Annotated in this window: 1 pseudogene; it reads right to left on the bottom strand. The window is 47.4% G+C overall.

Going from position 1 to position 739, the window contains the following annotated elements:
- A pseudogene (locus HMPREF9420_RS14345) lies at nt 1-739 on the bottom strand (helicase); the annotation flags it as partial.

The following is a 739-nucleotide window of genomic DNA, read 5'->3' as shown; positions in this document are numbered from 1 at the left end:
CTCCTGCCCTTTCACAAAAAAGCGGTTCACCGAACAGTCAAACAAATCCTTGGAAGTACTCTCTGTCTTGACCATAATGGAGAAACCATAAACTTCACCGATTTTATTATACTCTCCTTTGGTGCGTGCTTTTTCGTCTATCTCCTGCAGACGGGCAGCAATGGTCTTGATGTCTGTATAGTCTTCCACACCTTTGATAGTCAGCTTATTGATGGGCTGTCCATCGGCATCACGTTCTACACACTGCTCAAATAGAGCTAAGTCAGACTGTGCCTCCTTGATTTTATCCGTATGGAAGGACACAGAACTCTCAATCTCTGCTAGCTTTCCTGTTGCGGCATCACGCTCACGGAGGAAGTTCTTGCGCTCGGATTCCAAGGTGGCAATCTTCTTATCCAATCTTGCTTTCTCTAAAAGGTCGGTATTACCAGAAAGCACTGCTACGTATTCGGAGAAGTTCATACCGCTGTCCTCATCCATTGAACCCTCGTCAATGGTACGACTGCCAAGCGTGTTTGTCTTTAGCTGATTGATGAAGAGCTGCTTGTTATGCAGCAAATTGAACTTATAACTGTCCAAAGAACGCTCTACAGCGTAGATAATCACATCGACCTTGTTGTCCGCAAACTCTTTGGCGATAAGGTTTCCCTTGCGCACGGCTCGTCCGTTGCGTTGCTCTAAGTCCGAAGGTCGCCAAGGCGTGTCCAAATGATGGACCGCCACGGCACGTTGCTGGGCA

Source organism: Segatella salivae DSM 15606 (genome assembly GCF_000185845.1).
Taxonomy (GTDB): Bacteria; Bacteroidota; Bacteroidia; order Bacteroidales; family Bacteroidaceae; genus Prevotella; species Prevotella salivae.
The sequence above is the reverse complement of the archived record's forward strand: the minus strand, read 5'-3'. Positions and strand labels throughout refer to the sequence as shown.